The sequence below is a fragment of the Streptomyces sp. NBC_01334 genome, assembly GCF_035983595.1.
In the GTDB taxonomy this organism is placed as follows: domain Bacteria; phylum Actinomycetota; class Actinomycetes; order Streptomycetales; family Streptomycetaceae; genus Streptomyces; species Streptomyces coriariae.
The window spans coordinates 4,288,166-4,313,644 of record NZ_CP130718.1 but is presented as its reverse complement, the minus strand read 5'-3'; the positions used below and the strand labels follow the sequence as shown (position 1 = coordinate 4,313,644).

23 protein-coding genes and 1 tRNA gene are annotated in these 25,479 nt (G+C 72.4%); 17 read left to right on the top strand and 7 right to left on the bottom strand.

The genetic code is table 11. The features are described 5' to 3' along the window. Positions 1 to 22 precede the first annotated feature (22 nt). The 3 genes from OG736_RS19205 (at position 23) to OG736_RS19195 (ending at position 2,248) form a co-directional block, all read left to right on the top strand. Positions 23 to 619: a GNAT family N-acetyltransferase gene (locus OG736_RS19205; RefSeq protein ID WP_314222200.1), complete on the top strand. Its 597-nt coding sequence runs from the start codon at positions 23 to 25 to the stop codon at positions 617 to 619. A 144-nt stretch (positions 620 to 763) separates the two neighbouring features. Next, positions 764 to 2,092, top strand: coding sequence for a divisome protein SepX/GlpR (gene sepX, locus OG736_RS19200; RefSeq protein WP_327183537.1), 1,329 nt, complete (start codon positions 764 to 766; stop codon positions 2,090 to 2,092). 82 nt (positions 2,093 to 2,174) lie between these two features. Continuing rightward, positions 2,175 to 2,248, top strand: a tRNA-Ala gene (locus OG736_RS19195). A 118-nt stretch (positions 2,249 to 2,366) separates the two neighbouring features. On the opposite strand, the gene OG736_RS19190 is transcribed toward OG736_RS19195, so the two are convergent. Then, complete coding sequence (locus OG736_RS19190; protein WP_327183536.1) at positions 2,367 to 4,823, bottom strand: FtsX-like permease family protein; 2,457 nt, start codon at positions 4,821 to 4,823, stop codon at positions 2,367 to 2,369. Beyond that, a complete protein-coding gene (locus OG736_RS19185) occupies positions 4,817 to 5,593 on the bottom strand; it encodes an ABC transporter ATP-binding protein (protein WP_327183535.1) in 777 nt (258 codons plus the stop codon). The genes OG736_RS19190 and OG736_RS19185 overlap by 7 nt, the downstream gene beginning before the upstream one ends. A gap of 133 nt (positions 5,594 to 5,726) precedes the next feature. Here OG736_RS19185 and OG736_RS19180 point away from each other — a divergent pair, with 133 nt between their 5' ends. Both OG736_RS19180 and OG736_RS19175 read left to right on the top strand, forming a co-directional pair. Next, positions 5,727 to 7,100 (top strand): sensor histidine kinase, encoded by a 1,374-nt coding sequence (locus OG736_RS19180; protein WP_327183534.1) that lies wholly within the window; start codon positions 5,727 to 5,729, stop codon positions 7,098 to 7,100. A 20-nt stretch (positions 7,101 to 7,120) separates the two neighbouring features. Continuing rightward, on the top strand, positions 7,121 to 7,732 hold the full coding sequence (locus tag OG736_RS19175) for a LuxR C-terminal-related transcriptional regulator (protein WP_327187647.1): 612 nt from the start codon (positions 7,121 to 7,123) through the stop codon (positions 7,730 to 7,732). A gap of 40 nt (positions 7,733 to 7,772) precedes the next feature. On the opposite strand, the gene OG736_RS19170 is transcribed toward OG736_RS19175, so the two are convergent. Continuing rightward, positions 7,773 to 8,255 carry a GNAT family N-acetyltransferase gene (locus OG736_RS19170; protein WP_327183533.1) on the bottom strand — a complete coding sequence of 161 codons (483 nt, stop codon included), beginning with the start codon at positions 8,253 to 8,255 and terminating at the stop codon, positions 7,773 to 7,775. A 138-nt stretch (positions 8,256 to 8,393) separates the two neighbouring features. On the opposite strand from OG736_RS19170, the gene OG736_RS19165 reads away from it, so the two are divergent. Further along, positions 8,394 to 9,197 carry an exodeoxyribonuclease III gene (locus OG736_RS19165; protein WP_327183532.1) on the top strand — a complete coding sequence of 268 codons (804 nt, stop codon included), beginning with the start codon at positions 8,394 to 8,396 and terminating at the stop codon, positions 9,195 to 9,197. 189 nt (positions 9,198 to 9,386) lie between these two features. Here OG736_RS19165 and OG736_RS19160 read toward each other — a convergent pair whose 3' ends face one another. Next, entirely contained in the window at positions 9,387 to 10,031 is a 645-nt protein-coding gene (locus OG736_RS19160; protein WP_171397788.1) for a MerR family transcriptional regulator, read from the bottom strand. Positions 10,032 to 10,172: 141 nt separating this feature from the next. Here OG736_RS19160 and OG736_RS19155 point away from each other — a divergent pair, with 141 nt between their 5' ends. The 4 genes from OG736_RS19155 (at position 10,173) to OG736_RS19140 (ending at position 13,875) form a co-directional block, all read left to right on the top strand. Further along, the gene (locus tag OG736_RS19155; RefSeq protein WP_327183531.1) at positions 10,173 to 11,681 is read left to right on the top strand and encodes a flavin-containing monooxygenase; all 1,509 of its coding nucleotides are present in this window, start codon (positions 10,173 to 10,175) and stop codon (positions 11,679 to 11,681) included. Then, positions 11,678 to 12,622 carry an alpha/beta fold hydrolase gene (locus OG736_RS19150; protein ID WP_327183530.1) on the top strand — a complete coding sequence of 315 codons (945 nt, stop codon included), beginning with the start codon at positions 11,678 to 11,680 and terminating at the stop codon, positions 12,620 to 12,622. The genes OG736_RS19155 and OG736_RS19150 overlap by 4 nt, the downstream gene beginning before the upstream one ends. Beyond that, entirely contained in the window at positions 12,619 to 13,503 is an 885-nt protein-coding gene (locus OG736_RS19145) for an SDR family oxidoreductase (RefSeq protein WP_327183529.1), read from the top strand. Before OG736_RS19150 ends, OG736_RS19145 begins: the two co-directional genes overlap by 4 nt. A gap of 93 nt (positions 13,504 to 13,596) precedes the next feature. After that, entirely contained in the window at positions 13,597 to 13,875 is a 279-nt protein-coding gene (locus tag OG736_RS19140) for a hypothetical protein (RefSeq protein WP_327183528.1), read from the top strand. A 176-nt stretch (positions 13,876 to 14,051) separates the two neighbouring features. Here OG736_RS19140 and OG736_RS19135 read toward each other — a convergent pair whose 3' ends face one another. Then, complete coding sequence (locus OG736_RS19135; protein ID WP_327183527.1) at positions 14,052 to 17,420, bottom strand: S41 family peptidase; 3,369 nt, start codon at positions 17,418 to 17,420, stop codon at positions 14,052 to 14,054. Between the two features lie 158 nt (positions 17,421 to 17,578). Between OG736_RS19135 and OG736_RS19130 the strand changes: the two genes are divergently transcribed. The 7 genes from OG736_RS19130 (at position 17,579) to OG736_RS19100 (ending at position 23,578) form a co-directional block, all read left to right on the top strand. Continuing rightward, positions 17,579 to 18,184 (top strand): TetR/AcrR family transcriptional regulator, encoded by a 606-nt coding sequence (locus OG736_RS19130; RefSeq protein WP_020128396.1) that lies wholly within the window; start codon positions 17,579 to 17,581, stop codon positions 18,182 to 18,184. Between the two features lie 138 nt (positions 18,185 to 18,322). Continuing rightward, complete coding sequence (locus OG736_RS19125) at positions 18,323 to 20,572, top strand: MMPL family transporter (protein ID WP_327183526.1); 2,250 nt, start codon at positions 18,323 to 18,325, stop codon at positions 20,570 to 20,572. 116 nt (positions 20,573 to 20,688) lie between these two features. Further along, the gene (locus OG736_RS19120; RefSeq protein WP_327183525.1) at positions 20,689 to 20,883 is read left to right on the top strand and encodes a hypothetical protein; all 195 of its coding nucleotides are present in this window, start codon (positions 20,689 to 20,691) and stop codon (positions 20,881 to 20,883) included. A 52-nt stretch (positions 20,884 to 20,935) separates the two neighbouring features. Continuing rightward, entirely contained in the window at positions 20,936 to 21,427 is a 492-nt protein-coding gene (locus OG736_RS19115; RefSeq protein WP_327183524.1) for a YbaK/EbsC family protein, read from the top strand. Next, a complete protein-coding gene (locus tag OG736_RS19110) occupies positions 21,424 to 22,269 on the top strand; it encodes an EamA family transporter (protein WP_327183523.1) in 846 nt (281 codons plus the stop codon). The genes OG736_RS19115 and OG736_RS19110 overlap by 4 nt, the downstream gene beginning before the upstream one ends. Positions 22,270 to 22,322: 53 nt before the next feature. Further along, a complete protein-coding gene (locus OG736_RS19105; protein ID WP_327183522.1) occupies positions 22,323 to 23,231 on the top strand; it encodes an arylamine N-acetyltransferase family protein in 909 nt (302 codons plus the stop codon). 74 nt (positions 23,232 to 23,305) lie between these two features. Continuing rightward, positions 23,306 to 23,578 (top strand): DUF1876 domain-containing protein, encoded by a 273-nt coding sequence (locus OG736_RS19100; protein ID WP_327187646.1) that lies wholly within the window; start codon positions 23,306 to 23,308, stop codon positions 23,576 to 23,578. Positions 23,579 to 23,659: 81 nt separating this feature from the next. On the opposite strand, the gene OG736_RS19095 is transcribed toward OG736_RS19100, so the two are convergent. Continuing rightward, positions 23,660 to 24,847, bottom strand: a complete 1,188-nt coding sequence (locus tag OG736_RS19095; protein ID WP_327183521.1) for a serine hydrolase domain-containing protein — start codon at positions 24,845 to 24,847, stop codon at positions 23,660 to 23,662. A gap of 76 nt (positions 24,848 to 24,923) precedes the next feature. Further along, positions 24,924 to 25,388: an organic hydroperoxide resistance protein gene (locus OG736_RS19090; RefSeq protein WP_142264737.1), complete on the bottom strand. Its 465-nt coding sequence runs from the start codon at positions 25,386 to 25,388 to the stop codon at positions 24,924 to 24,926. Between the last annotated feature and the right edge of the window lie 91 nt (positions 25,389 to 25,479).

Below are 25,479 nucleotides of genomic sequence, written 5' to 3'. Positions count from 1 at the left end.
CTCATCCTGGCCCGTCGAGCTGGTGGAGGGCGACATCGTCCTGCGGCCCATAAAGCTGCGCGACCAGCGGGCCTGGCGCGAGGTCAACCGGCGCAACCGGGACTGGCTGCGCCCCTGGGAGGCGACCATCCCGCCGCCCGCGCCCAGCGGGCCGATCGCACACCGGCCGACCTATCGCCAGATGGTCCGGCATCTGCGGTCCGAGGCGAACGCGGGCCGGATGCTGCCGTTCGTGATCGAGTATCAGGGGCGGCTCGTCGGGCAGTTGACGGTGGCGGGGATCACCTGGGGGTCGATGTGTTCCGGGCACGTCGGCTACTGGGTGGACGAGTCGGTGGCCGGCCGCGGTGTGATGCCGACGGCTGTGGCGCTCATCGTGGACCACTGTTTCCGCACCGTCGGACTGCACCGCATCGAGGTCTGCATTCGGCCCGAGAACGGGCCGAGCCGCCGGGTCGTGGAGAAACTCGGATTCCGTGAGGAAGGGCTGCGGCCGCGCTATCTCCACATCGACGGCGCCTGGCGTGACCACCTCGTCTTCGCGCTCACGGCGGAGGAGGTCCCGGAGGGACTGCTGAACCGGTGGCGGCGCACACGCTCGCAGAAGGCGGCCAATTGAATTACCCGACTGGCCGAATAGATGTTCGAAAATGATCGGTTGATCGCACCGGTCGCAAAAAAAGTTCGAAATATCAGCCAGATCGTGCGACACACCGGCCCAATTGGCGGATGGCCTCACGTAAACCCCTCTACCGTGTGAGGCGTGAGCAGCAGCGGCCTCATCTACGCAGTCATTGTCGGGGCCTGGGCCGCCTACTTGGTGCCTATGTGGCTCCGTAGGCAGGACGAGCTGAACGAGGCCCGTCCGACGGAACGCTTCAGCACCGCCATCCGGCTGCTGTCCGGACGGGCGGGAATGGAGCGTCGGTACGCCAAGGACCTGCGGGCGCGCTCCACCGAGGAGGGGGAGTCCGACGCCGATGTTCCGGACGCCGTCACCGCATCGGTGGACGTCCGGTCCTTCGCCATGCCTCCGACCCGCCCGCAGGTGAAGGCGCCGGTCCAGGAGCGCGTGCAGGAACGAGCTCAAGAGCGCGGGCAGGACCGAGCCCAGGAGCGCGGTCAGGAACGAGGGTCGGGGCGTCCGGAGGCGGCGCGTGAACCGGCGCGCGATCCGGCGGCCAAGCCCGCGCACGACCACCGTGAGCAGGGCGCCAGGCCCGCACGCGAAGGCAGCGCCGCTCCGGCCGGCCGACGGGCGCCGGTCGCCCGGCGGACGCCCGCCGAGCAGGCGTCCGCCGCGCGCGCCCAGCGCTCGAAGGCGCTCGCGCGCCGTCGGCGCACCACCGTGATGCTCTTCCTCGCCTTCACGCTCGGCGCGATCGTCGCGGCGGTCGGCGGACTCGCGTTCCTCTGGGCGCCCGGCGTGCCCGCCGTCCTGCTCAGCGCGTACATCGGGTACCTGCGTGCCCAGGAGCGCCGCCGCTTCGCCTTCCAGATGGACCGCAGGCGCGCCGAGGTCGCCGCGCAGCGGCTGCGGGAGCGTCAGCCGCGCAGGCGCGCGCCCGCCTCGGCGAACGCCTCGTCCGTCGACACCGGCCCCGACGCCGGCGCAGAGGAGCCGCACGCGGCCCCCGAGCCGGAGACCGACCCGGGGCTGCTGGCGCTCGCCGCGGACCGCAGGGCTCTCGTCGAGCAGACCGATCACGCGGAGTGGGTCGACCAGCAGCGCGAGCGGCAGCGCCGGCCCGGCCACGGCGAGAGCTGGGACCCGGTACCGGTACCGCTGCCGACGTACGTGACCGCGCCGGTCGCGCCCCGGGCGACCTCCGACGTGGACCTCGGGGCGCCGGACGCCTGGAGCTCGGCCCGCTCGAGTTCCGTGGCGCCCGAGCACGAAGCGGCGGACGCCGGGGACGCGCCGGCCGGGGAATCCGACGATGCGGACCGCGCGGAGGACCGCGAAGCGGACGGCGACGAGCGGAGCGACGCCCGGCGCGCGGCCTCCGCCCGACGCTCGCGCGAACGCGGCCGCACCCCGCTGTTCGATCAGTACGAGAACGGCGAGCGACCGCTGGCCGCCAACGAATGAGAGCCCCGGCATCCCGCGCCCGGCCTCGGGGAACGGATTTCCAAGCAGGCCGACCGGGATGCTAGAGTTTCACTCGTTGCAAGGGCCTGTGGCGCAGTCTGGTAGCGCACCTCGTTCGCATCGAGGGGGTCTGGGGTTCAAATCCCCACAGGTCCACGCAGCATAGAGCCCCCGTCGGGTAACCGACGGGGGCTCTATCGTGTTCGGGCTCGATCGGTCGGGTCGTGGCCGGTGGTTCAGGTCCGGTGGCAGTTCTGGTGGCCGGTCCGGTGGTTCATGGTCGGGGCGGGCGTAGTGCCGGTGTCGTCGATGTCAGTGCCGTGGTTGTCGCGAGCAGGGCGCAGGCTGCCGTCGTCCAGGTGAGTGCCTGCCAGGGCACGGCGATGGTCGGTGGGGCCGAGAGCAGGTGCAGGGCGGCGCTCAGGCCGGTCAGGTTGACGGCCGTGACCAGGAGGCCCATCAGTGTGCCGACCGCCACGGCGATCAGTGCCTCGGTGGCGGCCAGTCGCAGGATCTGGCCGCTGGTGGCGCCGGCCCGCCGTAGGGCCGTCAGGTCGGCTCTGCGTTCGGCGGCAGCCATGGCCAGGGTGTTGGCCACCGAGATGCCGGTGTAGAGAAGCGCGATGCCCAGGACGAGCAGCATGCCGAGCCGGGTCGTCCGGTTGGTCTGTGGGTGCGCCGCTCGCACCCACTGCGTCCTGCTCATCACCCGCACCCCGTCGACGGTCCGCAGCCGCGCCCCCACCGCCGTCGGGTCGGCGCCCGCCCGTACCCGTACGTCCACGCGGTCCACGCCCCCGCCGCCCGCGTTGGCCGGGGTGACGTAGGCGCCGTTGTCCCCGGTGCCGGTGGACAACACGGCGGCGATCCGGAGGGTCTTCGGCGTGCCGTCTCCGAGCCACACCCGCACCCGTTGTCCCACCCGGTGCCGCGCCCACTCCTCGGTCACGACGATCGACCCGTCGTCGAGGTCGGTGAGTCGCCCGGCGGTCACCGGCAGTCGTACGGTCGTGGCGAGCAGCGCCGGATCGGCCGCCCTGGCCTCGGACTTCACGAGCGCCACGCCGTCCTCCAGTGTGAACACGGTGGTGGCGGAACTGGCCGACACGACCGTGCCGGGTACCTGCCGCAGCTTCTCGAGTGCCCCTGCCCGCAGGGTTGTTCCGTCCTGCGGGGTCACTACGAAGTCGGCGACCGTCTGCTGCCGTACCTCCGCCGCCCGCGCCGCGCCGATCGTGGCCGTCGCGCCCGGCAGGGAGCCCGCCAGCGCGACGGTGACCAGGACGGGCGCGACCACCGCGGCGGTACGGCGGACCCCGGCGACCGCCCCGGCCCGCGCCAACAGACCCACCGCGCCCGGCAACCGGGGCACCAGCGGACGCACCGTCAGGGGCGAGAGCAGCGCCACCGCAGTGATGAGCAACAGGGGGCGGCTGATGTACGACTTGCGGTGGAGCAGCTCGCCCGGGTCGGTCGCCAGCGTGTACGCCAGGATCGCGACCGCCGTGAGGAGGAGAGCCGTACCGCACGCGCGTCGTCCCCGGGTCAGCGCGCGCCCGTCCACCGAGGCCTCGCGCAGCGCCTGGGCCGGGGCGGTTCGTCCGGCCCGCCAGGACGCGGCGAGCGCACCGCACAGGGCGACCAGCAGGCCCGTCCAGAAGGCCAGGTGGTACGGCCAGACGCCGGCCGAGGGGCCGCCGATCGCGTACCACTTCGGCGCGAGCCCGCCGTCGACCACCAGCTCGGCCAGGTGCGGCGCGCCGTACGTGCCCAGCACGCAGCCCGTCGCCGAGGCGAGCGTGCCGATCAGCAGGGCCTCCGCCAGGACCGTCCGCCGGATCTGGCCCGGCGTCGCCCCGGCGGTGCGCAGCAGGCCGAACTCGCGGCGCCGCCGGTCGACCGCGAACGCGAAGGTGGAGGCGACGACGAAGACGGACACGAAGGCGGTCACCCCACCCGCCGTGCCGAACAGGGCGTTCAGTGCCGTCAGGGCCTCGGCGTCGCGGCCCGGGTCGGCGTCGGCCAGCCGGCGGGCGTCTCCGGTGAGGATCCGCACGTCCTCGTCCTGGTCCTTGACCGCTACAGCTGCCCGTACGGCTGCCGCGTCCGCCTCGACGACCAGCTGGATCGACTCCGGGGCGAGACGGGCGGCTCGGGCGTCCGGGTAGAACACGGCGTGCTCGAAGTCGGGTCCGGGTTCGCTCACCGTCCCGACCGTCCCGACCGTTCCCACCACGCGCAACGGGCCGTCCGCGGTGTGCAGTCGGGTGCCCACGGTCACCCAGTCGCCGCTGGTCGCCACCTCGTCGGCCGCTGCCGGGGCCCGGCCCGCGGTCAGCCGGTAGGGGGCGAAGCGGGCCGTCGACCAGGGGTGGCCGACCAGGTCGTCCGGTGCGGCGGGGGCGCCGTACGCCCGGACCGGGAAGGACCGGTCCTCGGTGACCGGGCCGAGCGCGCGGAGCGCGGCGACGGTCCCGGCGGGCACCGGGCGCGGCCGGGTCAGCTCCTTCGTCCGCTCACCGGTGGAGGTCGCCACCCGCAGGGTGTCCTGGCCCCTGACCACCACCGGCGCCGCCGCGAAGCGCTCCGGCGCGCGCACCGGCGCGTCCAGGGAGGCGGCCAGCGCCTGTCCCATCACGGTGAGCAGGGCGACGCCGAGCGCGAGGGCGACGAAACTGCCGGCGAAGGCGGCCCATCGGGCGCGCAGGGTGTGCCACGCGACGCTCAGCACGCGGCACCCGCCGGGGAGAGCGTGGCGCCGTCGGCCGCGGTCTCCAGCCCCGCCATCCGGGTCGCGATCGCCTTCACGGAGGCGTCGGCGCCGCGGAGTTCGCCGTGGACGCGGCCGTCGACCAGGAAGACCACCCGGTCCGCGTAGGAGGCGGCGAGCGGGTCGTGGGTGACCATGACGACCGTCCGGCCGGCCTCGTCGACCAGGGAGCGCAGCAGGATCAGCACCTCGCGGCCGGTACGGGAGTCCAGCGCGCCGGTCGGTTCGTCGCCGAACAGGACCTCAGGGCGGGTGATCACGGCGCGGGCCAGGGCGACGCGTTGCTGCTGGCCGCCGGAGAGCCGGTCCGGGCGGTGACCGGCGCGGTCGGCGAGTCCGACCTGCCGCAGGGCGTCGCGGACCTGTGCCCTGGACGGGCGGTGGCCGGCCAGCCGCAGCGGGAGGGCGACGTTCTGCTCGGCGGTGAGGGTGGGCAGCAGGTTGAACGACTGGAAGACGAAGCCGATCCGCTCCCGACGCAGCAGCGTCAGCCGTCGTTCGCTCAGCCCGGTCAGTTCGGTCCCGCCGATCCGCACCGACCCCGAGGTCGGCCGGTCCAGCCCGGCGGCGCACTGGAGCAGCGTCGACTTGCCCGAGCCGGACGGCCCCATGACGGCGGTGAACGAGCCCCGGGGGAGGGCGAGGGTGACGTCGTCGAGCGCGGTCACCCCGGTGCCCGAGGCGCCGTATCGCCTGCTCAGGGAGGTCAGTTGGACGGCGTGTGTGGTCATGGCCCCACGAAACCGTGCGCGCCCCGGTTCCGTCTCTCGGGCAGGACCGAGACCTGGGGTAGGGCCAGGCATACCCCCGAACCTCCGGTCAGGCCGATGGTCCCGGCGCGGCGCCCCTTCTACGGTGATCCATATGCAACCCCGAAACGTGTGGCAGGCCTTGATCCGCCCGGGTTACCTGCTGTCGCCGTGGCCCTGGCGGGCCGTCGCCTACCTGCTGACGGGGGCGGTCACCGGAGCGGCCGTCCTCGTGGGGCTGGTCGCGGTGGTGGCGGTGGGCGGAGTTCTCGCGGTCGTCCTCGTCGGGCTGCCGCTGCTCGCGGCCGTCGCCTTCGCCGGGCTGCCCGTGGCCGCCCTGGAGCGGCGCCGATTGCGCCTCGTCGACGCGGACGACGCGCCCGGCGCGCATGTCGTGCCCGCCGCGCCGGGCCTGCGCAGCTGGCTCACCACCCGGCTCCGGGAACGGGCCACCTGGCGCGAGCTCGGCCACACCCTGCTCGCCGCGTGCCTCCTCTGGCCGGCCGAGGCGCTCCTGCTGACCGTCGCCCTGTTCGTCCCCCTCGCGACGGTCGCGGCCCCGCTGCTGCTGGCGACGGTCGGCGGGGGCCGTGAGACGAAGGTGCTCAAGGTCTGGACGGTGACCGGCTGGCCGGCCGCTTTCGGCGCCGCCGCGCTGGGCGTGCTGCTGCTGGCCGTGGGCGGGTACGCCCTCGGGGCGGCGGCGAGCGCCAGGGCCGCGCTGACCCGGCTGCTCGTCGCCCCGCGCGGGGGCGATCCGCAGGCCAGGGTCGTCGAACTGACACGCTCACGCGCGCGGTTGGTCGACGCGTTCGAGGGAGAGCGCCGACGGATCGAACGCGATCTGCACGACGGCGCCCAGCAGCGTCTGGTCGCGCTCACCATGAACCTCGGCCTGGCCCGTCTCGACGCCCCGACCGGCGGCCCCCTCGCCGAGCAGCTCGCCCGTGCCCATGAGGAGGCGGGCGCGGCCCTCGCGGAACTGCGCGAGCTGATCCACGGCATCCACCCCCAGGTGCTCGCCGACTACGGCCTGGAGGCGGCCGTCGCCGACGCGGCCGACCGCTCGCCCGTCCCCGTGGACGTGGAGTTCGCCCGGCCGGCGCCGCGGCTCCCGCAGGCCGTGGAGGCCGCCGCCTACTTCGTGGTCCGCGAGGCACTGGCCAACGTGGCCCGGCACAGCGGTGCCCGGCGCGCACGCGTGCGTGCGGAGCACCGGGGCGGGCGGCTGCTCGTCCTGGAGGTGACCGACGACGGCCGCGGCGGCGCCGACAGCGCCCGCGGCACCGGCCTCACCGGTCTCGCGGACCGGGTGTCGGTGCTCGATGGAAGACTGACCCTGACCAGCCCGCCGGGCGGACCGACCCTGCTGCGTGTGGAGATCCCTTGCGAGCCGAGCCCGCCGAATCAGCCGAATCAGCCGAGCCGGTCGAACCCGCCGAGCGAGCCGAACGAGCGGACGGGGACGGTCACCGAGGCCTCCGCGTAGTCCTCGCCGAGGACGGCGTCCTGCTGCGCGACGGCCTGACGACGCTGCTCACCCGCTTCGGGCACGAGGTCGTGGCGGCGGTGGGCGACGCGCCGGGGCTGCTGTCGGCGGTCGCCGACCACGCGCCCGACATCGTCGTGACCGACGTCCGCATGCCGCCCGCCTTCCAGGACGAGGGGCTGAGGGCGGCGGTCCTGCTGCGCGCGGAGCGGCCCGGACTGCCGGTGCTCGTCCTCAGCCAGTACGTGCAGCGCGCGTACGCGGCCGAACTCCTCGACTCCGGCGACGGCACCGGCGTCGGATATCTGCTCAAGGACCGGGTCGGCCAGGTGGAGGAGTTCGTCGACGCGCTGCGTGAGGTCGCGGCCGGCGGCACGGTCGTCGACCCGGAGGTCGTACGGCAACTGCTGCGCCGGCGCCGCGACCCGCTGGCGCGGCTCACCCCACGCGAGCGCGAGGTGCTGGCGCTGGTGGCGGAGGGGCGGTCCAACGGTGCGATAGCCCGTCAGCTGGTGGTGTCGGAGGCGGCCGTCGGCAAGCACATCGGGGGCATCCTCACCAAGCTGGACCTGCCCCCGGCCGACGACACCCACCGCCGCGTCCTGGCGGTGCTCGCCTACCTCAGAAGCTGAGGTTCCTCGGGAGCCGAGCCGCTTTCGGAACCGAGGTTCCTCAGGCGCCGAGCGGCTTGGCGTAGCACCGGCTGTTCTCGTACTCGCGGTAGTAGCCGAACTTCGTGCACGGCGCGTACCCGCTGGAGGTGTACAGGGCGATGGCCTCGGGCTGCTCGGTGCCGGTCTCCAGGACCATCCGGACGCGGCCGGCCTCCCGCGCGTCCTCCTCCAGCGCGGTGAGCATCCGCCGGGCCAGTCCTCTGCCCCGCATCTCCCGGATCACGAACATCCGCTTGAGTTCGGCGTCGCCGTCCTCGTGCCCCTCGCCGTCGTCGTCCTGGCTGCGCCAGCCGCCCGTGGCCACCGGCCGGTCCAGCTCGTCGTACGCGATGAGGTAGACCCCGCGCGGCCGCTGGAAGTCGGACGGCTCCAGGACCGTGGCGTCACCGCCGTCGCCGTAGCGCTCGTGGTACTCGGCCTGGACCTCGTCGTTGAGCTTGACGGCGTCGGGGTGGTCGAAGGCGACCGGACGTATATTCATGCTGCTCACTGTAGTTGTATGCACAATCCTGGAAAAGTCGATTCTGGACCTCGTCCAGTGTGCCGGTATCCGCCGGAGGGCGGAGGCGGTGGGCGGAGGCCGGAGGCCCGAGCGGGACCGGGCCTGTATCGTGCCGGGGTGCTGACCGTGACCTCCGTGAACGTGAATGGACTGCGTGCCGCCGCGAAGAAGGGCTTCGTGGAGTGGCTCGCGGACACCTCCGCCGACGTGCTGTGCCTCCAGGAGGTGCGTGCCGAGCCGGGGCAGTTGCCGGAGGCGGTCCGGGCCCCCGAGGGCTGGTTCGTCACCCACGCACCGGCCGCCGCGAAGGGCCGCGCCGGTGTCTCCCTCTACAGCCGCCGTGAGCCGGACGCCGTCCGCATCGGCTTCGGCTCGTCCGAGTTCGACGGCAGCGGCCGTTACGTCGAGGCCGACCTGCCCGGTGTGACGATCGCCTCCCTCTACCTGCCCTCCGGTGAGGTCGGCACCGACCGGCAGGACGAGAAGGTCCGCTTCATGGGCGAGTTCCTGGCCCATCTCAAGGACCTGCGCGCCCGTGCCGCCGCCGACGGCCGCGAGGTCCTCGTGGTGGGCGACTGGAACATCGCCCACCAGCAGGCCGACCTGAAGAACTGGCGCTCCAACACCAAGAACTCCGGCTTCCTCCCGGAGGAGCGCGACTGGCTGACCCAGGTCTTCGCCCCGGCGGACGGCGGCTACGTCGACGTCGTGCGGTCGCTGCACCCGGACGTGGCGGGGCCGTACTCGTGGTGGTCGTACCGGGGCCGGGCCTTCGACAACGACTCGGGATGGCGCATCGACCTTCACGTCGCGACGCCCACCCTCGCGGGCAAGGCCGTCAAGGGGTTCGTGGAGCGGGCGGCCACGCATGGCGAGCGCTGGTCGGACCACGCTCCGGTGACGGTGGTCTACGACCTTTAGGGGGACCGCTGGAGCGACCTCTGGGGCGACGGCACGTACGACCTGGGTATGACGGCAAGCACGCCTGCAAGCGCGTCCTGGGCGACCGCAACCCCGGCCGCGACCTCTGGGGCGACCGCACGTACGACCTGGGTATGACCGTGATCACCACCGCGACCACCATCGCAAGCGCGACCGCGGTCGGGATCTCTAGGTCGTCTTGTGCAGTCGTCGGTCCAGGGCGAGGGACAGTTCCGCCTCGACCACGCTGCGTGCCAGTGGGCGCAGGCGGGGCAGGTCGTCCTCGGTCGCGTGGCGCAGGATCAGGTCGGTGAAGAGGGTGGCGAGGGCGTCGGCGTGTTCGCGGACCCGGACGCCGGCCGCCAGCACCTCGGCGAGCGGGATGCCCTCGCGGACCAGGGCGGAGGAGACGTCCAGCAGGCGACGGCTGATGTGGACGATCTCGTCGCCGTCGGTGCCCAGGTAGCCGAGGTCCAGGGCGGCGGCGAGGTTCTCGGTGGTGACCTGGCCCTCGAAGCGGGCGGCGAGTTCCTCGGGGGTCAGGCGGACCGGTTCCTCCTCGGTGGGGCCGCCGACGCCCAGGAGGTCGGCCACGCCGCGGCCGTGGTCGAGGGCGTCCGCCAGCTCCGCGATGCCGGTGAGGGTGTGGCCGCGCTCCAGCAGCGCCGCGATCGTGCGCAGACGGGCCAGGTGATGGTCGTCGTACCAGGCGATACGGCCTTCGCGGCGGGGTGGCGCCAGGAGCTTGCGCTCGCGGTAGAAGCGCAGGGTGCGCACCGTGATGCCGGCCTCCGTGGCCAGCTCCTCCGTTCGGTACTCCCGCTTGTCCGTCACGGGCGAAGCCTATGTTGTACCGCCGGTAACTTTCCCTCTCCCGGCCCCTACCCATCGGTACGGAGCTGCTCTAGTCTCCCATTGCGCCAGTGTTCACTGGCAGAGTCCGTAGAGTCGCACGCACGGCTAGGAGGTGTCGGGATGACCGAACACGTACGGGTGGCGGTGATCGGGTCCGGTTTCGGTGGGCTGGGGGCGGCCGTGCGGCTGCGCCGCGAGGGGATCACCGACTTCGTCGTCCTGGAGCGGGCGGGCAGCGTCGGCGGCACCTGGCGGGACAACAGCTACCCGGGGTGCGCCTGTGACGTGCCCTCCCACCTGTACTCCTTCTCCTTCGCGCCCAACCCGGACTGGCCGCGCACCTTCTCCGGACAGGAGCACATCCGCGCCTATCTGGAGCATGTGGCGGACGTCTTCGGGCTCCGTCCGCATCTGCGGCTGGACTCCGAGGTGCTGCGGATGACGTGGGACGCGCAGGAGCTGCGCTGGGACATCGAGACCAGCGGCGGGCGGTACTTCGCCGATGTCGTCGTGTCGGCCACCGGGCCGCTGTCCGACCCGAAGATCCCGGAGATCCCCGGCCTCGACACCTTCCCCGGCAAGGTCTTCCACTCGGCCCGCTGGGACCACGACCACGACCTCACCGGGCAGCGCGTCGCCATGGTCGGCACCGGCGCGTCCGCCATCCAGATCGTGCCCGCCGTCCAGCCCGACGTCTCCCGGCTGACGCTCTTCCAGCGCACCCCGCCCTGGGTGATGCCCCGCGTGGACCGGCCCATCAGCGGCGCGGAGCGCGCACTGCACCGCGCCGTGCCCCTCACCACCCAGCTGCGCCGGGGACTGCTCTGGGGCATCCGGGAACTCCAGGTCCAGGCGTTCACCAAGCATCCGAACCAGCTCGGACTCGTCGAGCAGCTCGCCAAGCAGAACATGGCCCGCGCCATCAAGGACCCGGCCCTGCGCGCCAGGCTCACCCCGGACTACCGCATCGGCTGCAAGCGGATCCTGCTGTCCAGCACCTACTATCCGGCCCTCGCCCAGCCCAACGTGGACGTCGTCGCGAGCGGGCTGAGCGAGATCCGCGGGTCCACGCTGGTCGCCGCCGACGGCAGCGAGGCCGAGGTCGACGCGATCGTCTTCGGCACCGGCTTCCACGTCACCGACATGCCGATCGCCGACCGGGTGGTGGGCGCCGAGGGGCGGACGCTCGCGGAGAGCTGGAAGGACGGCATGGAGGCGCTGCGCGGTGCCTCCGCCGCCGGCTTCCCCAACTGGATGACGATCATCGGCCCCAACACCGGCCTCGGGAACTCCTCCATGATCCTGATGATCGAGTCCCAGCTGAACTACATGGCCGACTATCTGCGCCAGCTCGACGTCCTCGGCGGGCGTGCGGCGCTGGACGCCCGGCCGAGCGCCGTGCACGCCTGGAACCGCCGGGTGCAGGACCGGATGAAGCGGACGGTGTGGAACACGGGCGGCTGCACCAGCTGGTACCTGGACGCGAGCGGCCGCAACACCACCATCTGGCCGGGCACCACGGCCGAGTTCCGGCGGGCCACCCGACGCGTCGACCTCGCGGAGTACGAGGTCCTGCGGGCGCCCGCCGTGCGGAAGGCCGCCGAGGAGCCGAACGAGGTGACGGCATGACGTCCTCCGCCAAGCCCTCCTCAGGCAAGCCCTCCTCCGCCAGGCCTTCGTCCGCCGAGCCCTCCCCTGTGCCTTCGCGGGAGCTCACCGCCGTCTCCGCCGACGGCACGCTCCTGCACGTCGAGGTCCACGGCCCCGAGACCGCGCCCGCCGTGGTCCTCGCCCACGGCTGGACCTGCTCGACCGCGTTCTGGGCGGCCCAGATCCGCGACCTCGCCGCCGATCACCGGGTCATCGCCTACGACCAGCGCGGCCACGGACGCACCCTGCCGAGCCAGGCGTGCAGCACCGACACCCTCGCCGACGACCTGGAAGCGGTCCTCGCCGCGACGCTCGCGCCCGGCGAGAAGGCGGTGATCGCCGGGCACTCCATGGGCGGCATGACGGTGCTGGCGGCGGCCGCCAGAGACGCCTTCCGGGAACACGCGGCGGCCGTCCTGCTGTGCAGCACCGGCGCCTCGGCTCTGGTCGCCGAGTCCACCGTCCTCCCCCTGCGGCCCGGTCCGTTGCGGACCTGGCTGACCCGGCACGTCCTCGGGTCCAGGGCGCCCCTCGGACCGGTCACGCCGGTCGCCAAGCGGATCCTCAAGTACGCCACGATGGGCGCCGGTTCCGCCCCGCACACGGTGGACGCGTGCGCCCGTATCGTGCACGCCTGTCCGCGCAAGGTGCGGCACACCTGGTCGCACGTGCTGAACCTGCTCGACCTCGACCACGGCGTACGGGAGTTGCGGGTGCCCACGGCGGTGATCGTCGGCAGCGGCGACCGGCTCACCCCGCCGGTGCACGCCCGCCGGATCGCCGCCGCGCTCCCGCACTGCGTCGGCCTCACCGAACTGCCCGGCCTCGGCCATATGACGCCGGTCGAGGCACCCGACCTGGTCACCGGCCGGATCCGGGAACTCGTCACCACATACGCACAGTTGGAGGAGGGCGCATGAGCAGGGTCAGTCTCGAAGGACAGGTCGCCGTCGTGACCGGGGCCGCGCGGGGCGTCGGGGAGCTGCTGGCCCGCAAGCTCTCCGCGCGCGGTGTGAAGGTCGCGCTGGTCGGCCTGGAGCCGGACGCGCTCAAGCAGGTCTCCGAGCGGCTGCACAGCGACAGCGACCACTGGTACGCCGACGTCACCGACCACGAGGCGATGGCCCGGGTCGCGGCGGAGGTGAAGGAGCGCTTCGGCAAGGTGGACATCGTGGTCGCCAACGCCGGTGTGGCCAACGGCGGTCCGTTCGCCGACTCCGACCCGGAGGCCTGGCGGCGGGTCATCGAGGTCAACCTGATCGGCTCGGCGGTCACGGCCCGCGCCTTCCTGCCGCTGCTGCGGGAGAGCCGCGGCTATCTGCTCCAGATCGCCTCGCTCGCCGCGATCACCCCGGCGCCGATGATGACCGCGTACTGCGCGTCCAAGTCGGGCGTGGAGGCGTACGCGCACAGCCTGCGCGCCGAGGTCGGCCACCAGGGTGTCCGCGTCGGTGTCGGCTACCTGTCCTGGACCGACACCGACATGGTGCGGGGCGCCGATCAGGACGAGGTGATGCGGGAGTTGAGGCAGCGGCTGCCGTGGCCGTCGAACAAGACGTACCCGCTGGGGCCGGCCGTCGACCGGATCGTGGCCGGGATCGAACGCCGCTCAGCGCACGTGTACGGACAGTGGTGGCTGCGGGGGATGCAGGGGGTGCGCGGCTATCTGCCCGCGCTCATCGGGACGGTGGGCCAGCGCGAGATGAAGCGGTTCGCGCCCCGGCTCCAGGGGATGCGGACGGGGCTGGTGGGCGCCGGCGGCTCCGCCGACGAAGAAGCCAGGGCTACGCAGCGTAGTTGATCGAGATGCGCGCGGTGAGCGCCCGTGTGAATCTGGTCGAGGCCCCACCAAGGGGCCCCAACCCCCCTCATCTCCCCACAGGAGTGAACCCACATGGGTATGAAGGACAAGTTCCAGGACCAGTCCGAGCAGTTCAAGCAGCAGGCCAAGCAGAAGGTCGGGCAGGCCAAGGAGCAGGCGCAGCAGCGCGGCAAGCAGCACCCGGGCGAGCGTCCCGGTGAGCGTCCGGGCGAGCGGTCCGGTGAGCGTCCCGGCGAGCGGCCCGGAGAGCGTTCGGGCCAGCGTCCCGGCGAGCGTTCCGGCCAGCGTCCCGGCCAGGACACGGAGCGCATGCGGCGCGAGGACGACGACCGTATCGGCCAGGACTTCTAGCCGAACTCGGTCTGTGCGATGACGTGGGGCGCCCTCCCTTCCAGGAGGGCGCCCTGCCTCGTTCGCGAAGGCCGATACGAGGGCCGATACGAAGGCCGTTGCGAAGGCCGTCGTTGCGAAGACCGTTGAGACGACCCCCGGCGACGACCTCTGGTGACGGCCTCTGGTGACGGCCTCTAAAGACCGTGGCGGGGAGGCAACTTGGGCCGGGAGCGGTCGGGGACGTCGTCGTAGGTCGGCGGGCTCGCCGGGGGGCGGCTGGTGAGGAGGTCCAGGGCCAGCCGTACGGCGTCGTCGAGTTGGGCGTGGCGGCCTTCGGCCCAGTCGAGCGGGGTGCGCAGCACCTCGAGGTCGGGGGTGACGCCCCGGTTCTCCACGGACCAGCCGTACGCGTCGAACCAGGCCGCGTTCATCGGGACGGTGATGACGGTGCCGTCGCCGAGCTGGTGGCGGCCGGTCATGCCGACCACGCCGCCCCAGGTGCGCTGGCCGACCACCGGGCCCAGCTTCAGCAGCTTGAAGGCGGCCGTGATCATGTCGCCGTCCGAGGATGTCGCCTCGTCGGCCAGCGCCACCACCGGGCCCCTCGGCGCGTTCGAGGCGTACGACACCGGCTGGGCGTCGCGGGTGAGGTCCCAGCCCAGGATGGTGCGGGTCAGCTTCTCCACCACCAGCTCGCTGATGTGCCCGCCGGCGTTGCCGCGCACGTCCACGAGCAGCGCGGGTCTGGACACCTCCATCCGCAGATCGCGGTTGAACTGGGCCCAGCCCGAGCCGCCCATGTCGGGGATGTGCAGATAGCCGCACCGGCCACCGCTCAACTCGTGTACCACGGCCCGCCGTTTGGCCACCCAGTCCTGGTAGCGCAGAGGGCGTTCGTCGATGAGCGGGACCACGGCCACCCGGCGCGGACGGCCCGAACCGCCCTCGGCCGAGGTGAAGGTGAGTTCCACCGTGGTGCCGCCCGCGCCGGCGAGGAGCGGATACGGGCCGGTCACCGGGTCGACCTGCCGTCCGTCCACGTGCGTGAGGACCGCCCCGTCCCGGATCCCGGTCCCGGCCAGCGGGGAACGCGCCTTGGAGTCGGAGGAGTCGCCGGGCAGGATCCGTCGGACCGTCCAACCGGCGTCCCGGCGTACCAAGTTGGCGCCCAGCAGGCCCTGGAGGCGCTGGTAGTGCGGCGGGCCCTCGTTGCGGCGGGCGGCGGTGACGTACGCGTGGGACGTGCCCAGCTCGCCCAGCACCTCACGCAGCAGGTCCGCGAACTCGTCGGGTGAAGCGACCCGTTCGACCAGCGGTCGGTACTGGTCGAGGACCGCGTCCCAGTCGATGCCGCACATCCCCGGGTCCCAGAAGTAGGCGCGGATCAGCCGCCCGGCCTCCTCGTACGACTGACGCCATTCGGCGCCCGGGTCCACCTCGTGCAGGATGCGCCGCAGGTCGATCCAGACCGTGGAGTCCAGGTCGCCGGACTCGGCCGACGGCACCGCCCGCAGGTCGCCCTCGTCGACCACGACCAGCCGGGAGCCGTCCCCGCTGAGCGCGAACCAGTCGAGGTGGTCGACGAGTTCGGACTTCTTCGCCTTGCTGATGTTGAAGTACTCGAGCGTCGGCCGCCCGCTGGTGTCGTCCGGGTTCGCGAAGGTCTCGCCCAGCGCTCCCGAGATCGGCCAGCGCAGCCACACCAGCCCGCCGCCCGCCACCGGGTACAGCGCCGAGTACTTGGACGCCGGCACCGGGAAGGGCGTGACGCGGCTCTCCAGACCCTCGATCTCGACGGTCACGGCCCCGTCGCCGCCCTCGTCGTCCTCCACCGGGTCGAGGCCTCCGGCGGCGGGCCGGCCCTCCGGGGTCAGGGCGAAGGGGGAGGGGGTCGCCGACGACAGCGGCACCAGGTAGGGGCGGCAGCCGAGCGGGAAGGACAGGTCCCCGGTGTGCACGTCGTACACCGGGTCGAAGCCGCGCCAGGAGAGGAAGGCCAGGTAGCGGCCGTCCCTGGTGAAGACCGGGTTCTCGTCCTCGAACCGGCCGTTGGTGACGTCGACGATGAGCCGGTCCTTGATGCGGGCCATCTTGATCTGCCGGAGCGAGCGGCCGATCCCCGGATGCGACCAGGTCAGCCAGCTCCCGTCGGGGGAGAAGGCCAGGTCCCGCACGGGTCCGTTGACCGACGAGATCAGCTCGGTGACCGTGCCGTCGGATTCCGTGCCGTCCGATTCCGGGCTGTTCGGGTCCGTACCGTCCGGGTCTGCGCCGTCCGTGTCGTCGGACCCGATGACGTCGTCGTCGGCCATGGCGAGGTCGTCGGCCAGGGTGAGGTCGTCGGACACGGTGATGAGGAGCAGCCGCCCGTCGTGCGCGGCGACGGCGAGCCGCTCGCCGTCGGGGTCGGACACCATCTCCAGCACCCGGCCGAGCCGCCCGGAGGCCAGTCTGCGGGGCGCGCGGCCGCCGGTGGCCCGGGGCAGATGGGCGATCTCGACGGCGTCCTCGCCCTCCGCGTCCGTCACATAGGCGACCTGGCCGCCCGAGCCGAGCATCTCCGGCAGCCGCACCCGTACCGCGGGGGTGTCGGTGATCGTCCGGGCGGGGCCGTCCCGGTGCGTCAGCCAGTAGAGACTGCCGCGTACGACGACGGCGCTCGCCCGTCCCGTCTCGTCCACGGAGATGCCGTCCACGTGCTGGGCGGCGGGGATCTGGTAGGGCCGCCGCCCCGCGCGTGGTCCGCTGAGCCGTACGTCGATCCGGCGCGGCGCGGAGTCGGCGGCGAGGTCGTCGACGATCCACAGGTCGCCGGCGCACTGGTACACCACCCGGGTGCCGTCGCTGGAGGCGTGCCGGGCGTAGAAGGCGTCGTGGTCGGTGTGCCGGCGCAGGTCGGAGCCGTCGTGGGCGCAGGAGTAGAGGTTGCCGACGCCCTCGTGGTCGGAGAGGAAGGCGATCCGGCCGCCGACGACGAGAGGGGAGTGCAGATGGCCGTCGAGGTCTGCCAGGAGCCGCTGCCCGTGCAGCCACAGGCGGCCCGTCGCCCCGCCCCGGTAGCGCTTCCAGGCGGCGGGTTCGTGCGGTGGCGTGCCGGTGAGCAGGAGGGTTTTGCGTTCGCCGGCGATGTCGGCGGTCTGCAGGTCGGAGACCGGGCCCCAGGGGAGCCTGCGGCCGGGGGCGCCGTCGGTGGGGACCTTGTAGGCCCAGGTGAAGTAGGAGAAGGGCTCGCCGTGGGAGGCGACGGCGAGGATGTCGGTGTTCCCGTCCTGGTCGGGGGGCGTCCAGCCGCAGACCTGGGTGTCGGAGCTGCCCCAGTACGTCAGCCGTCGTCCCGGTCCGCCGTCCACGGGCACCAGATGGATCTCCGGGACGAGACTGCGCCAGCTCGTGTACGCGATCAGGGTCCCGTCGGGGGAGAACCGTGGGTGTCCGGCCTTGGTGCGGTCGACGGTGAGCCGCCAGGCGCGGCCGGGGTCGGCCAGCGGGGCCAGCCAGAGGTCGTCCTCGGCCACGAAGCACAGCAGGTCACCACTGAGGTGGGGCAGACGCAGATAGCTCACCTCCCCATGCTTTTCCGGCGAATGGGGCCGGGCAACTTATGTGTCCTTCACGTTCGTGAGCCAGCACACGTACGAAACGGTTTCGTTTCGCTGTTTCTCAGGGTATCTTCATGGTGTACGAGACGAGTTGGCGACGACGGAGCCGGAAGGTGAGTGACATGACTGAGATCGCAACGACGCGTCGCAGTCGCATCACGCCCGAGCGCGAGGCCGAGCTGTACCGGGCCGTGCTCGACCTGCTCCGCGAGGTCGGCTACGACGCCCTCACCATGGACGCCGTCGCCACCCGCACCCGATCCAGCAAGGCGACGCTCTACCGCCAGTGGGGCGGCAAGGCCGAGCTGGTGGCGAAGGCGGTGCGGCACGACAAGCCGGGCGCCTCCGCCGGCGGCGTCGACACCGGATCGCTCAGGGGCGACCTGCATGCCCTCACGATGCGTTCGGACGACTGCGAGATGGAGCAGAACTCCGCGCTGATGCGAGGACTGGCCATGGCGATCCATGGCAGCCCGGACCTCCTGAGGGCGTTCAAGGAACACCTCGTCGAGCCGGAGATGGCGGAGTTCCGCAACGTGCTCCAGCGGGCGATCGACCGGGGCGAGGTCCGTGCGGACAACCCCGCGCTCGACTACGTGCCGCACATGATGATCGGCGCGTTCGCCGCCCGCACCATGCTCGACGAACAACCGCCGACCCAGGCCTTCCTCCTCTCGTACATCGACGCCGTGGTCCTCCCTGCCCTCGGCGTCTCCACCACTACCTGACCGTCCCCACGGTCCGCCCACCCTGACGTCACCGCTCACGTCGTCGGGCCGATCACCCCTGCTCTCCCCGCCGGGTTGGTCAACCCTGCCCTTGGGGCCTGTGGCCCCACACCACGACCTGACCGGGAGTACGCCTCCGTGGCCACGTTCCTTTACAAACTCGGCCGTCTCGCCTTCAGGCGACGCCACTTCGTCGCCCTGATATGGGTGGCCCTGCTGACCCTGGCCGGCGTCGGCGCCGCCTCCGCGCCCGCCGCCGGCACGACCTCCTTCTCCATCCCCGGCGTCGAGGCCCAGAAGGCCTTCGACCTGCTGGAACAGCGCTTCCCCGGAGCCAGCGCCGACGGCGGGACCGGGCGCATCGTCTTCAAGGCGCCCGAGGGCCAGAAGATGACGGACGCCGCCAACAAGGCGACCGTCGAGAAGACCGTCAACGCCCTCGGCGACGGCTCCGAGGTCGTCTCCGTCACCGACCCGTTCACGACCGGCGCCGTGAGCAAGGACGGCACGGTCGCCTACACGTCGGTGAAGTACGAGGCCCCCGGCATGGAGCTGAAGGACTCGACCAGGGACGCCCTCGAGAAGGCCGGGGACGACGCCCGGGCGACCGGACTGACCGTCGACGTCGGAGGTGACGCCCTTCAGGCCGGCGCCGAGCCGGGTGCGATCGGCGAGGTCATCGGCCTCGCGATCGCCGCCGTCGTCCTCGTCATCACCCTGGGCTCGCTGGTCGCGGCCGGACTGCCGCTGCTGACGGCGATCATCGGCGTCGGCATCGGCGTCTCCACCATCACCGCCCTCGCCAAGGCGCTCGACCTCGGCGACACCACCTCCACCCTCGCGTTGATGATCGGCCTCGCGGTCGGTATCGACTACGCGCTGTTCATCGTCTCCCGCTACCGGAGCGAGCTGGCCGAGGGCCGCGACCGCGAGGAGGCGGTCGGCCGCGCCACCGGCACCGCCGGCTCGGCGGTGGTCTTCGCCGGTCTCACGGTCGTGATCGCCCTGGCGGGCCTCGCGGTCGTCAACGTGCCGATGCTGACCAAGATGGGCCTCGCGGCGGCGGGCACGGTCGTGGTGGCCGTCCTCATCGCGCTGACCATGATCCCCGCGCTGCTCGGCTACGCCGGCAAGAGGGTCAGGGCCACGGGCGAGAAGCGCAGGTCGACCGGTGAGAAGACCGATGCCGGGACCGGTGAGAAGGGCCGGCAGGGCAAGCAGGCCAAGCCCGGCCTGGGCGTCCGCTGGGCGAGCTTCGTCATCCGCCGTCCGGCCGCCGTGCTGCTGCTCGGCGTGATCGGGCTGGGCGCGATCGCCGTCCCCGCCACCCAGCTGGAGCTGGGCCTGCCCGACGACGGCTCGCAGCCGACGTCCACGACGCAGCGCCGGGCGTACGACCTCCTGTCGGAGGGCTTCGGCCCCGGCTTCAACGGCCCCCTGATGATCGTGGTCGACGCCGAGAACAGCGACGACCCCAAGGCTGCGGCCACCACCGTGACCGACGGGATCAAGGACATCGAGGACGTCGCGACGGTCACCCCGGCGATGTTCAACAAGGCCGGCGACACCGCCACGATCACCGTGATCCCGGGCTCCAAGCCGTCCTCGACCCAGACCGAGGACCTGGTGCACGCCATCCGTGACCAGGGCATCGACGTCAGGGCCGACACCGGCGCGCAGGTGCTGGTCACCGGCACCACCGCGATGAACATCGACTTCTCGCAGAAGCTCAACGACGCGCTGATCCCGTACCTGGGCCTGGTCGTCGGCCTGGCCTTCCTGCTGCTGATCGTGGTCTTCCGCTCCATCCTGGTCCCGCTGAAGGCGGCCCTCGGCTTCCTGCTCAGCGTGCTCGCCGCGCTCGGCGCCGTCGTCGCGGTCTTCCAGTGGGGCTGGCTCGGCGGCCTGATCGGCGTCGAGGAGACCGGCCCGATCATGTCGATGATGCCGATCTTCATGGTGGGTGTGGTCTTCGGTCTCGCGATGGACTACGAGGTGTTCCTCGTGACCCGGATGCGGGAGGCGTACGTCCACGGCGAGAGCCCGAGCCAGGCCATCGTCACCGGCTTCCGGCACAGCGCCAAGGTGGTGGCCGCCGCCGCGATCATCATGATGGCCGTCTTCGGCGGCTTCATCAGCTCCACCGAGTCGATGATCAAGATGATCGGCTTCGGCCTCGCGATCGCCGTCTTCTTCGACGCGTTCATCGTGCGCATGGCGATCGTGCCGGCGGTGCTGGCCCTGCTCGGCAAGAAGGCCTGGTGGCTGCCGAAGTGGCTGGACCGCGCCCTGCCCAACGTGGACGTCGAGGGCGAGGGCCTGAAGACCCGGGCCGACGCCGCCTCGTCCCGGGACGGAGACGAGGACCGGGAACTGGTCCGCGCCTGACGCACCGGTCCACCGATAGACCGCCGGTGAGGGCTCCGTGGGGACGGGGCGCCCTCACCGGCTTCTTTTTCGCGGTCGGCCACCGGTCGGGCGGGGCCGTCGTCGACGATGTCCGTGTGACTCACCGCATCAGCGCTCTGATCTCGTCCTTCGGTGTTCTCGTCAGCGCATTGCTGCTCGTCCTGGCCGTCCGTGAGTACCGCGACGGGGCGTCGGCCCTCTGGATCGGGGCCGGAGCCGCGATCCTGCTCAGCGCTTCGTACGTGCTCGCGCGGGACGTACGACGGCTCCGCACGGGCCCGGCGTCGTGAGACGGGACAACTCGCTCGCGTGCCCCCTACACCGACCGCTAGCGTGCCGTGCATGACGACGACAGCCGCGCATCCCCGATTCGCCGAGGCGCTGCACGACCTGGGCCTCGACCAGCTGCACACCCGGGTCCGCCGGTTCCCCGAGGCGACCAGGACCGCCGCCGAGGCCGCCGCCGCGATCGGGTGTGAACTGAGCCAGATCTGCAAGTCGCTGATCTTCGCCGCGGACGGGGTGCCCGTGCTGGTGCTCATGGACGGCGCCTCGCGCGTCGACGTGGACCTGGTGCGCAGGGAACTCGGCGTGACGAAGGTGACCCGGGCCGCCGCCGACGTCGTACGCGAGACCACCGGGTACGCGATCGGGGGTGTACCGCCCTTCGGGCACCGGACGCGGACGCGGGTGCTGGCCGATCGGAACCTCCTCGCCCACGACATCGTGTGGGCCGCCGCCGGCAACCCGCACGTCGTCTTCCCCATCGCGCCCCAGGACCTCGTCGAGCACGCCGACGCGACCCTCGTGGACGTGCGCGAGCGCACCGCGTGACCCCGCTGGTCACCGCGGCCGTCCTGGTCGCCGCGGTCACCCACGCCAGTTGGAACGCCATCGCCCACCGGATCACCGACAAACTCGTCGGGTTCACGCTGATCGCCGGCGGCGGCATGCTCATCGGGCTAGCGCTCGTGCCCTTCACCGCGTTCCCGGCGGCCCGCGCGTGGCCGTACCTGCTGGCCTCCGCTGTCGTCCACATCGCCTACTACGTGCTGCTGATGCGGTCGTTCCGGCTCGGCGACTTCGGGCAGGCCTACCCCATCGCGCGTGGCTCCGCGCCGCTCGTCGTCACCGTCCTCGCCGCCGTCTTCGCGCACGAGGTGCCGGACGGCTGGGCGGCCGCCGGTGTCGCGCTGTCCTGCGCGGGGCTGACCGGCGTCGCCCTGTGGGGGCTGCGCGGCCGGCGGCCGAACTGGGCGGCGATCGGCGCCGCGCTGGCGACCGGGCTGACCATCGCCACGTACACCGTCGTCGACGGGCTGGGCGTCCGCGCCTCCGGGTCCTCCCTGGGGTACATCGCCTGGCTGATGGCCGTGCAGGGGGTCGTCATCCCGGCGTACGCCGTCCACCGCTGGCGCGGGGGGACCCTCGCCGTGCTCCGCCCCTACGCCGCCCTGGGCCTGCTCGGCTCCGCGCTGTCCGTCCTCGCGTACGCCCTCGTCCTGTGGGCGCAGACCCGCGCCGAACTGGCGCCGATCGCCGCGCTGCGGGAGTCGTCGATCATCGTCGGAGCGGCCATCGGCGCCCTGTTCTTCAAGGAGCGGTTCGGCGCGCCCCGGCTCGTCGCCGCCGGACTCCTCGTCGTCGGTATCGGCCTGATGCTGCACACGGGCTGACCCGCTCGCCGGCTCGTCGTCTGTCCGGGTGCGCGGCTGGTTAGGGTGAAGTCATGCCCGAGACAACAGCGTTCGGCCCTGACGATCTCGACTCCTACCTGAGGAGGATCGGCTGGGAGGGGGAACGCCGTGCCGACGCGGCGACCCTGCGGGGTGTGCATCTGGCCCACAGCCGCGCCGTTCCCTTCGAGAACCTGGACCCGTTGCGCGGCACGGTCCCCTCGCTCGTCCCCGCGGACCTGATCGCCAAGCTGGTCCGGGGCGGCCGGCGCGGCGGCTACTGCTACGAGCACAACATGCTGTTCGCGAGCGTCCTGGAGGCGCTGGGCTTCGGGGTGACGCTGCTGACGGCGCGGGTCGTCGTGGGCGCGCAGCGGTTCGAGGATCGGCCCCGCACCCATATGGCGCTCCTCGTCGAGGTCCCGGGCGACCCGCGGCCGTACCTCGCCGACGTCGGTTTCGGCGCCTCCGGAGCCCTGCTCGAAGCGGTCCCGCTCACCGCGGACGTGGAGTTCCACGACGCGGGCCGCCGCCATCGCCTCGTCCACGCCCCGCACCGCGGCCCGCTGGAGCTGTGGGTGCTCCAGGCGCACGCGGCGAACAGGGAGAACGGGACGTCGGCAGAATCCGTGGCGTCCGGAGACTCCGTGGGGTCCGGGGCGTCCGGCGCGGGCGTCTGGCAGGCGCAGTACGCCTTCACTCTCGAACCGTTCGAGCGGCCCGACTTCGAGGTGATCAACTGGCACATCGCCACCAACCCCCGCTCACCGTTCAGCAGCCGCGCCTACGTCCAGCACAGCACCCCCGACCGCCATCTCCTCCTCAACGGCCCGCTGCTCACCGAGACCCACCCCGACGGCACCGTCAAGCAGCGCGAGCTCACCGACGAGACGCAGGCGCGCCGGGTCCTCGACGAGGAGTTCGGTATCGCCGTACCGGACGGAACGCGGCTGCTGCCCTGAGCCGACTGGGTGCGTTCGTCCGCTCCGGGGAGCACCCTGGAAGGAGGACTCCCGGAGGTGACCTCATGACCACTATGCACACCACTGTCGGATGGCATGTCGAGCTGGAGTTCGAGGAGGACGGCCGGCACACGCGCGCGGTGGCGCTGGTCCGCCTGCCCGACGGGACCGAGATCAGGACGCACGGCCATGCCACCCGGCACAACGTGGACGTCGACCAGCCACGGGTCGGCGAGGAGATCGCCGGCGCCCGCGCCCTCAACGAGATCGCCATGCAGCTGCTGACCAAGGCCCATGTGGAGATCGACGACGACTCGGGCCGCAGGTCTCACTCGATCAACGTGTGAGACAGGTGAGGCGTGCGAGGCGGGCGAGGCGCGTCTGAAGGCCGCAAGACGCCCGTGAGGCGCGCGTGAGTCGTGTGGGCGTCAGCGCTCGGCGGTCAGGGACGTCCGCAGCGCTCGCAGCAGTGCCTGCGCGCGCGGGTCCGCCGTCACGCTCGTCCGGAAGCCGTTGGTGACATAGCCGAAGGCGACGCCGGACTCGGGATCGGCGAGGCCGAGCGCGCCCCCGCGGCCCGGGTGGCCGAAGGACGTGGGGGACAGCAGCGGGGACGCGGCTCCGTGCAGCATGGGGCCGAGGCCGAACCGGGTGTTCACGACGAGCACCCGGTCGGGGCCGGAGGACTGCTCGCCGCGCGCCAGTTCCACCGTCTCCGGCCGCAGCAGCCGCACCCCGCCCGCCACCTCGCCGATCAGCGACGCGTAGAAGCGGGCCAGGCCGTCGGCGGTGGCGATGCCGTTCGAGGCGGGGAGCGCCGCCGCCCGGTAGGCGGGGTCGTTCTCGTCGGGCAGCGGGGTGATCGCGGCGAAGGCACGGCGGGTGAGGGAGGCGGGATCGGCGTAGGCGGTGGTGACGGCCGGCTTGGGCCGGGTCTTCAGCGCCCCGCTCGGCGCGGGCGCGTCCACCTGCCCCACGCGTCCCACCCGCGCGCTCTGCGCCCGCGGCAGCCCGAGCCACAGGTCGGCCCCCAACGGACCGGCGATCTCGTCGGCGATCCACTCGCCGATGGTCCGCCCGGTGATCCGCCGCACCAGCTCGCCGGTCAGCCAGCTGTACGTCTGCGCGTGGTACCCGTGGTCCGTCCCGGGCTCCCAGGCCGGCGCCTGCGCCGCCACCGCCGCCGCGCCGAGGTCGGGGTCGGCGGCCTCGGCGGGGGTCAGCGGCCGGTCCAGCACGGGGACGCCCGCGCGGTGCGCGAGCAGGTGCCGGACGAGCGTCCGCTCCTTGCCGGCCGCCTTGTACTGCGGCCAGTACGTCCCCACGGGCGCGTCCAGGTCCAGTTCCCCGCGCTGGTGCAGCAGCAGGAGCGCGACGGCGGCGACGCCCTTGGTCGCCGACCGCACGATCTGCGCGGTGCCCTGTTCCCAGGGTGCCCCGCCGGCCGCACCGGCCGCACCGTCGACGTCTCGCGTGCCGCCCCACAGGTCGACGACCTTGTGCCCGTCCCGGTAGACGGCCACCGCCGCGCCCCGGTCCCCGAGCACCTCGAAGTTCCGTACGAACGCCTCCCGGACCGGCTCGAAGCCCTCGGCCACCGCACCGCTCACGTTCACGCCCGCACGCCCTCTCGAAGATCGCCTTCAACTCCCGGGGGAACGCCCCCGTCGAGCCTGCGATTCCTTCGTTTCGCTAGCCGAGAATGATCGTTACATCGATGTTGCCGCGGGTGGCGTTCGAGTACGGGCACACCTGGTGCGCCGCGTCCACCAGCTTCCCGGCGAGCTCCGGGTCGAGAACGGGGAGCGAGACGCTGAGCGCGACGGCGAGCCCGTAGCCCTTGGTCTTGTTGGGGCCGATCCCGACCTTCGCCGCCACCGTGGACCCGGTGAGGTCGAAGCCCGCGCGGTTGCCGACGAGGATCAGCGCGTTGTGGAAGCAGGAGCTGTAACCGGCCGCGAAGAGCTGCTCCGGGTTGGTGCCGTTGCCGTCGCCGCCGAGCTCCGGCGGCATCGCCACCTTCAGCTCGATCTGTCCGTCCTGGCTGGTCACGTACCCGTCGCGGCCGCCGTGCGCGGTTGCCTCGGCGACGTATGTGATCTTCGTCGGACGGGTGTCGACGGTGTTGACGGTGTCGACGGCGCTGCCTTCGGTCACGGCGGGACCTCCCCCGGGAACTTGCCCAATAACCTTGCCCAATTACATCGTGCACAAGGTACCGGCCGGTAGGTAGGCGCTTGTTTACCAG